Below are 7,941 nucleotides of genomic sequence, written 5' to 3'. Positions count from 1 at the left end.
CAACACAAGCGCTCGATTGATACGACGTGGCCGCGAACAAAAACAATGCCGAAGCCATACCAAGCAATGTCTTGCGCATCCAACTCCCCCCAAGGTCATTTGAAATGACCCGCGCAGAGACGATATCACGTCAGGGGGGCAAACCTTTCACCCGGTCGGGTTAGGCACTAATGACTACACCTTCCTCCGTCTTACCATGCGTCCCTCGCATGGCGCCGCTAGGGCTGATCACATCGAATGCGGGGCCGGCAATGACTTTCTGAGGGCACGCTACGACTTCTTAATGGGCGGAACCGGGAATGATGAATTGCTCGGTGGCGAAGGCGATGACCAACTCTTTGGCTCGACAGCGGCAGATAAATTGAGGGGGGCCTGTGCCGACATACACGAAGGCAATCTTGGAGCAGACACTCTGGAAGGTAGGGCCGACGCCGACACCTTTGGCTGGAACATAAATCTAGAACAAAATGGCGGCATTGATCATATCCGACTTTGACCGAGGGGGCGATGTGATCCGTCTGCAAGGGATCACGTCCGACAGCACTATTTACGAGTTCGACACCTTTATTGCCGCTTCCAGCGATACTTCGGAGGGTGTTTTTGTAAGCTTTGAAGGCGACGCCAACGGCTTCTTCATTGAAGGTATTACGCTTGCTGATCTGTCGAGCGACGATGTATTGTTCACCGGAGGCACCTGCGGGGCCTATAACCGTCAAACGGTGTCCCTCAGAGTGCGATTGGACAGAATAGTGTTCCAAGCGTCCACATCGCGATTGCTGGGCATGAAGTTCAAACTTCATCGAGATGTTCGTTCGCATGGCCCCAGTAGAATTCATCCAACTCGGCTCACTCCAGCGGCATAAGATGAAGTATATGCGTGGGCACTGGAGCTAACCACTTCGCGCTACAGACTAACACGAACCGCGTGTGCTAGAATTTAACCCCAACGCCTCATTTGAATGGGGGTTCCGCACCATGATGACCGCGAGGGAATACGCCAAGAACGCGACGGCCGTTCTTCATCATATCCTACACCTCCCGGTGGACGCGTTCGATGACGACGGCACCGCCGCCGTCATCGAGCAGGCCATAAGAGACGCCACGCGCGACCGCGATGGCAGGGTCGGCGAACGATTGAAGGAAGCGCAGGCGGCTGCGCAGCAGCGATTGGCGCGGCTGCTGAGTTCGTCACCTGCCGTGATCTACAGCTTTAAGGCGACAGGTGATTTCGCCCCCACATTCGTAAGCGAGAACATCAGAACCGTGTTCGGCTATGCGCCGGGCGAGTACCTCGAGCACCCGTCATTCTGGCGCGACCGGGTCCACCCTGACGATCTAACTCGGGTCGAGGAGGCGATTGCCCAATTCTTCCAGAATGGAATGCACACGGTGGAGTATCGCTTTCGCCGCAAGGATGGCTCCTATTGCTGGGTGAATGACGAGCAGCAATTGATCCGTGACAGGGAGGGCCAGCCGCTGGAGATTGTCGGATCATGGAGCGATATAACGGCGCGCAAGGTGGCGGAGGAAGCGCAGGCGGCCGCGCAGCAGCGAGTGACCCAGCTGTTGCGTTTGTCACCTTCAGTAATCTACAGCTTCAAGGCGACCGGCGATTTCGCACCCACATTCGTCAGCGAAAATATCAGGACCGTTTTTGGCTTTGCGCCAGGGGAGTACCTCGAGGACCCGAAATTTTGGCGCGACAATGTTCACCCGGACGACCTCACACGTGTCGAGGAGGCGATTTCCCAATTCTTCCAGAACGGTGTTCATGCAGTCGAGTATCGTTTCCGGCGCAAGGACGGTTCCTATTGTTGGGTGAATGACGAGCAGCAACTGATCCATGACAGGGAGGGCCGTCCGCTGGAGATCGTCGGATCATGGAGCGATATCACAGCGCGCAAGGCGGCGGAGGAAGCGAAGGCGGCTGCGTACGCCCGCCTGTCCAACTTGCTGATCAGTTCACCGGCTGTGATCTACAGCTACAAGGCTACGGGAGATTTTGCGCCGACCTTTGTTAGTCAGAACATCAGGGACTTATTGGGCTACGAGCCGCAGGAATACCTGGAGAACGCGGATTTCTGGCGGCGCTGCGTGCACCCCGATGAGCTTGCTGCGGTGGAGGCCGAGTCTATCCACTTGTTCAAGGAAGGCCACCATACGGTCGAATATCGATTTCTCAAGAAGGATGGGACCTACTGCTGGGTAAATGACGCACAGCACTTGATCCGGGACGCAGACAGTCAACCGGTGGAAATCGTTGGCTCGTGGAGCGACATCACCGATCGCAAGCGAGCGGAAGAAGCCGCAGCGGCGGCCCATGATCGCATCTCATATCTACTCACGTGCGTGCCGGCAGTGATCTACAGCTTCAAAGCAACCGGCGACTTTTGGCCGACGTTCATCAGCCCGAACATAAAGGACCTACTCGGATATGAGCGTGAGGAATATCTCAAAAGCCCGGATTTCTGGCGCAGCCGTGTGCATCCCGGGGATCTGCCGCGCATCGAGAAAGATTATGCGAGGCTTTTCGAGGAGGGTCGTATCGCTAACGAGTACCGGTTCCGCAAGAAGGATGGCAACTATTGCTGGATCAGTGACGATCTGCAACTGCAGCGTAACGCGCAGGGCGATCCGATCGAGGTGGTCGGGGCGTGGAACGACATTACCGCGCGCAAGCAGATCAGTGAAGCTTTGGTTGCCTCCCAGGACCGCCTTGTGCGCGTGTTGTCGTCTGCGCCCGCGGTGATCTACAGCTTCAAGGCGACCGGCGACTACGCACCCATCATCATCAGCGAGAATATCAAGAGCTTGCTCGGATATGAGCCATGCGAATACCTCGAGAACGCCGATTTCTGGCGCGACCGGGTGCACCCCGACGACCTGGCCGCGGTTGAGGCCGAGTCCGTCCACTTGTACAAGAAAGGCCGCCACACGGTCGAGTATCGATTCCGCACGAAGGACGGCAGTTTTTGCTGGGTGAATGACGAACAGCAATTGGTCCGCGACAAGGACGGCCAGCCGCTTGAAGTCATCGGCTCGTGGAGTGACGTGACCGCGCGTAAGCACGCGGAGATCGTTTCCCAGCGCAGCGAGCAGCGCCTGACGGACGCGATCGAATCAATCTCGGAGGGGTTTTCGCTGTACGACGCGGAGGACCGGCTGATCGTGTGCAACAGCGCCTATGGCGAACTCCTCTATCCGGGAATGGGCACGCCAGCGCCGGGCACGCCGTACGAAATGCTGATCCGTAACGCGGCGGAACAAGGCCTTGTCGAGGACGCGAAAGGACGGGTCGACGAGTGGATCGCCGAGCGATTGGCCAAGCACAGGCAACCGGGCCAACCCCATGTACAACAGCGCGCCAGTGGCCGCTGGATTCAAATCAACGAGCGCAAGACGACCGAGGGCGGAACCGTCGCCGTCTACACGAACATCACGGCAATCAAGCAGGCCGAAACAAAGATCCGCAACTCCAAGGCCAAGCTGGAGCAGGCGAATGCCCTCGTCACCGAAAAGAACCGGACGCTCGAAGCCCTATCGAACAAGCTTTCGAAATATCTGTCACCACAGGTCTATTCATCGATATTCGCGGGTACACAGGAAGTAAGGATAGATACAAGCCGAAAGAAGCTCACTATATTCTTCTCTGACATCGCCGATTTCACCGAGACGACAGATGATCTGGAATCCGAGGAACTGACGGCTCTGCTCAACCACTACCTGACGGAGATGACGAAGATCGCTTTGGCACACGGCGCGACCGTGGACAAATACATTGGCGATGCGATCCTGGCGTTCTTTGGCGATCCTGAAACAAGGGGTGTCAAGGAAGATGCGATGGCCTGTGTAAACATGGCGATCGCAATGCAGCGGCGCATGTGGGACCTGCAAACCGAGTGGCGTGACAGGGGATATCAGAAGCCGTTTCAACTGCGGATCGGCATTAATACCGGCTATTGCACCGTCGGCAATTTCGGCAGCGAAGACCGTATGGAATACACGATCATAGGCGGAGAGGTGAACTTGGCCTCCAGGCTGCAATCGCATGCGGAGCTAGGCGGTATTCTTTTGAGTCACGCCACCTACTCCTTGGTCAAGGAAAGGGTCTTGGCGGAGGAGCGGGAGCCGATACGGGCCAAGGGCATAGCCAAGCCGGTGCGAAACTACCGGGTGCTCGAACGGATCGACGACATGGTCGAAAAGGGGAAAGTAATCCGTGAGGAGCAAGCCGGATTGAAAGTCCTCCTCGATCTGCACAGGCTGGACAAGAAACGTGCTGTCCAGACGCTAGAAGGAATAATTGCACGTCTCAAGACCTGATTTAATTTGGACCGCAGTCGTTCGCCAAGGTGGTGGTCACGAGGTTCTGCGCTCACTAGCGGCCCCTAGGGACAGAGAATACTCGCCGCGCATGGGGAGCTTTACGGCTTCCCGCTATGGAATTAAATTCACCAAATTCTAGATGTTAACGGCGTCCAATTCGCTTTCAATTTTCTGTCGGTTGCCGCCATGTTTAGCTATCAGCTCAAGTGCACGGTTTTTGCTCAGGTCATACTTGTGCATGAGATATTGGACTTCATAGTCCGAGCTGGCCGAAACTTTCGAGCGATCGCGATAGTCACTTTTTGATTTGTCGTCTGACATTGGAGCAATCCTCCGTTTGCTGGGTGCAAAACGGTGCTCAGACATTTATGTTCCATGCGGAGTGGAGAAGTGGTCATCTCGTCTGGTTCATATCAGCAGATCGTCGGTTCGAATTCGATCTGCCGCAACCATGCTTCTAGACACCTCCCAATGCAATCATTCTCGTCTTTGCGCACCGTTCGCGGATTGACTTGAGGCGACTATATTCTGGTGAGTTGTACCAATTCATCAACGAAGCCATATCCGGGAACTCCACGACAACGAGGCGGTGCGGCTTCCAGTCGCCTTCGAGAACTTTGGTCAAGCCGCCACGTCCTGACGTCGACATCGGCAATTAGGTATGCGGACATTGTGCAGCTCCCCCAAGGTGTGTGCCGCACGAAAGATACCCCTTTCACCTAATCACGGCCAGTCGGCAAACCCAGGCGCTTTTCTTCCTGTTTGGCGAACTCCTTCGCGGCGTCCTCCGTACCAAATGCACGCTGCTTAACTTGTCCGGTCTCGTGTATCGTTACAAACCATTTGCCGTCTTTGGGTTCAATACCGACGGTGCTGAGCGGCGGTTCATCGAAAGTCATTCTTCTTCCCAAGGATTAATCAATGCCAGTCCTAATAAATACACGGCACGAGAAGTTCGCTCAAGCGCGGTTTGAAGGCAAGACCGCAGATGATTCATGCGTTGCAGCATCCCAGGAACCGTAAGCGCCGCGATGCGGCGAAATTGCGCTTGACGCTTTGGCGACCGGTGCAGCTGTGATCATGGATAGCGACAACGGAACGATAGGCGCGCTGATCGATAACGGCTACCGCATTGTTGTTTATTGCGAAGCCCGTCCCTGCAGGCATTACGCCGAGCTCGATCTGACAGATTTGGCAAGCGCTTCGGCCTCGCTAGCGGCGGGCTAGACTGGGAGACACTTTACGGCCGTCAGGCATGCTTGTGGCCGCTGGCGTTTGAGAGATGGAATGTGCTCCCGCCAATTGTGAGGGAGGAGCACGTCGTGCGTTTTTCCAACTTTAATACAGTTTATTCCCAGGCCGACTGGCGTATTTTGGAACTGGCGCACCGCAAAGCCTACGCGTTACTCGACCGCGATCCGAAATTTGATCCGCAGGCCGAGCGCGTTGCCCTGACCATCATGATCCTCTTCGAACGCAGCTTGCTTAGAGGTGACATCGGTTCAGACGAAATCGCGATAGCGTCGATGTTCCTCGCTGGATTCGCCCTCTATATTTGCACTGACAGGCGGGCCGTTCAAAACATCTATGTAATGCTGATCACCTTCTGGGGTTAGCCGAGCGCGGGACGGCGGTTCTGGCCAAAAGATCGATAGGGCCGATAACCAAGGAAGAGCGGAAAAATCAAGGGCGAAAGCCATCAGGGAGCAATTTAGAGAACCGCAGATGAGGCCCGGCGTTCGACCCATGGCGAGCAGTGAACCAGGCCCCTTGCCAGGGGGAACCAGCAGATAAATTCTGTTCTGCTTGAGATAGCTCTCGGCTCGGCCGCGCGGCAATCAGGTTGGTGGGTTATCGCCAAGGGGCTAAGCGGAATACTATTAACCGCAATTGCTTTTTGGAAGTTTGTCTACCATGTGCAACTGGCTCGGAAATCTGCGGTGATGCAGCGATTGTCCACGGTCGATATGCGGGCAGAGGCGCAAGGGTAGCTTCCTCCTCCGGTTTGCCCCTCTTGTTCATCAAGTTGAATTCGCGTTTTGCTGCCATTGAAGCCAGCCTGCCAAAATCTCTTTCACCGCGATCAAAGAAAACCATCACGCTCCTTGCAACGCGCGCTGCCAGCGGATGCAGCTTCGGATCGCGGTCAAGCAATACGCATGCCCTGCGATAAGCCTTTTCCAAGATCCGCCAATCATCTTCGGAATAAATATGATCAAAGCCTGGAATGGGCATTGAATTCTCCCCATATGGCGGGAGCGCGTTCCATCTCTTAGGCGCCGGTAGCCAAGCAATACTTAACCACAAGAATAATGTCCTCCAATCAACAAGCAGAGTCAATTAATCTTTTGATGCGACGCGGGGGAAAAATTTACTGATCAGGCCCCATCTATAAAAGCAATATGTTTAATATTGGACGAGTGAAAATTTGTATTGCTATATCTTCGGCCTATTAGTGGCATCAAATTATGCCAGGCGACACGTCCATCCGGTCGTCTCGATTTTTTATTTTACGTACAGAATTTTTATAATCTCAATCAGACCCGCAAAGTACGTGATGCCTTGGATTGTGTATACTTTACTTATGACGCTCCGCATGTAGTTGATTATTCCTTTCAAGTCCTTCGCTTCGGCTTGCTCTTGTGCCAGCGTGTCAGCTTTCCAGTCGGTGGCGGCCGTGGCGTCGTCTCAATGAAGATGTTGGCTTCCCTCACAGCCTCGACAAATGCCACGCGCGCAACAGCCGCAGAGCAATCGCCTTCGTTCGGCATTAGTCCTTTCAAATGATCTGCCCTTCATGCATTTCAAAGACGCCACACTGACCGCCTTGGGTTTACGCTGATCAACGATGCGTCGATGTTCGACGAACCATGACTGCTTCACGATATGCGGCTATCGCTGCAAGTATCTGATAATCGCGTGTACCTTGATCGAAGAGTTTCATTATTGTTCGCGCCAAACGGTCATTGTGTTCGTAAGAAGCTGGCGGTTGGTTCATCGCTCGCACCCTTATGTGAGCGATCTCCATGATCTGCCAATCTTCTTCGCTGTAGGTGAGTTGGCCAAAAAGATGCAGTGACATGATAGCTCCTCCTCGACCGATGGCGAGAGCAGTTAGCATCTCTCAAACTAGCGTGCCGTTGATAGATCCAGCGACAAAAATTTCAAGAAACTGATGTCGGCTTGCCTCAATAACAACTCTCACCGGGCACGGCAAAACAGGAACTTTTTTTGCCACTCAGCAGTTAAGAGGTGGTCATATGGAGAAATCGATATGGTGATCCAATACCTGGTCCGGAGCCAGAACCGAAACCGCCATTGCCTGGCGAGCCGCCTGTAACCAATCCCGAACCTGGACCAATACCTCCAATGAAGGAGCCACCGCCAATTCAATTGCCGGATGAGACGCCTTTGACAAATCCAGATGAGGTGCGGGAACCGCCGAAGCATGTCTAAAGAGACCCAGCGTCGGGGGCCGGGGGCCGGGGGGCGGAGGCGCCAGGCCTCCGCTGAATCAAGGGTAACATTTCTCAGCCGTCTAGATGGTAGACAATTGTGTTGAACACCCAGCTATAAACTCCCAATCTGTCGGGAAATACCATAAAACCAGTCGCC

General features: G+C 54.6%; 9 protein-coding genes and 1 tRNA gene. 5 read left to right on the top strand and 5 right to left on the bottom strand.

Going from position 1 to position 7,941, the window contains the following annotated elements:
• Window positions 1-467: 467 nt before the first annotated feature.
• Both AAAC48_RS22815 and AAAC48_RS22810 read left to right on the top strand, forming a co-directional pair.
• Window positions 468-863, top strand: a complete 396-nt coding sequence (locus tag AAAC48_RS22815; RefSeq protein ID WP_340656384.1) for a hypothetical protein — start codon at window positions 468-470, stop codon at window positions 861-863.
• 112 nt (window positions 864-975) lie between these two features.
• Window positions 976-4,323 (top strand): PAS domain-containing protein, encoded by a 3,348-nt coding sequence (locus tag AAAC48_RS22810; RefSeq protein ID WP_340656383.1) that lies wholly within the window; start codon window positions 976-978, stop codon window positions 4,321-4,323.
• Between the two features lie 138 nt (window positions 4,324-4,461).
• Here the strand turns inward: AAAC48_RS22810 and AAAC48_RS22805 are convergent, their stop codons facing one another.
• Window positions 4,462-4,647, bottom strand: coding sequence for a DUF3606 domain-containing protein (locus AAAC48_RS22805; RefSeq protein ID WP_340656382.1), 186 nt, complete (start codon window positions 4,645-4,647; stop codon window positions 4,462-4,464).
• Between the two features lie 55 nt (window positions 4,648-4,702).
• On the opposite strand from AAAC48_RS22805, the gene AAAC48_RS22800 reads away from it, so the two are divergent.
• Window positions 4,703-4,778, top strand: a tRNA-Met gene (locus AAAC48_RS22800).
• Window positions 4,779-4,783: 5 nt separating this feature from the next.
• Here AAAC48_RS22800 and AAAC48_RS22795 read toward each other — a convergent pair.
• Together AAAC48_RS22795 and AAAC48_RS22790 are read right to left on the bottom strand one after the other, a co-directional pair.
• Window positions 4,784-4,975 carry a DUF1330 domain-containing protein gene (locus tag AAAC48_RS22795; RefSeq protein WP_340656381.1) on the bottom strand — a complete coding sequence of 64 codons (192 nt, stop codon included), beginning with the start codon at window positions 4,973-4,975 and terminating at the stop codon, window positions 4,784-4,786.
• 70 nt (window positions 4,976-5,045) lie between these two features.
• Window positions 5,046-5,225, bottom strand: coding sequence for a hypothetical protein (locus AAAC48_RS22790; protein WP_340656380.1), 180 nt, complete (start codon window positions 5,223-5,225; stop codon window positions 5,046-5,048).
• A gap of 181 nt (window positions 5,226-5,406) precedes the next feature.
• On the opposite strand from AAAC48_RS22790, the gene AAAC48_RS22785 reads away from it, so the two are divergent.
• Window positions 5,407-5,553: a hypothetical protein gene (locus tag AAAC48_RS22785; RefSeq protein ID WP_340656379.1), complete on the top strand. Its 147-nt coding sequence runs from the start codon at window positions 5,407-5,409 to the stop codon at window positions 5,551-5,553.
• Between the two features lie 95 nt (window positions 5,554-5,648).
• Window positions 5,649-5,942 (top strand): hypothetical protein, encoded by a 294-nt coding sequence (locus AAAC48_RS22780; RefSeq protein WP_340656378.1) that lies wholly within the window; start codon window positions 5,649-5,651, stop codon window positions 5,940-5,942.
• 235 nt (window positions 5,943-6,177) lie between these two features.
• Here AAAC48_RS22780 and AAAC48_RS22775 read toward each other — a convergent pair whose 3' ends face one another.
• Together AAAC48_RS22775 and AAAC48_RS22770 are read right to left on the bottom strand one after the other, a co-directional pair.
• Entirely contained in the window at window positions 6,178-6,561 is a 384-nt protein-coding gene (locus AAAC48_RS22775; RefSeq protein WP_340656377.1) for a hypothetical protein, read from the bottom strand.
• A gap of 607 nt (window positions 6,562-7,168) precedes the next feature.
• Complete coding sequence (locus AAAC48_RS22770) at window positions 7,169-7,408, bottom strand: hypothetical protein (RefSeq protein WP_340656376.1); 240 nt, start codon at window positions 7,406-7,408, stop codon at window positions 7,169-7,171.
• Window positions 7,409-7,941: the final 533 nt, after the last annotated feature.

This window comes from Phyllobacterium sp., assembly GCF_037994405.1.
Taxonomy (GTDB): Bacteria; Pseudomonadota; Alphaproteobacteria; order Rhizobiales; family Rhizobiaceae; genus Phyllobacterium.
This window is presented reverse-complemented; position numbering and strand designations above follow the sequence as displayed.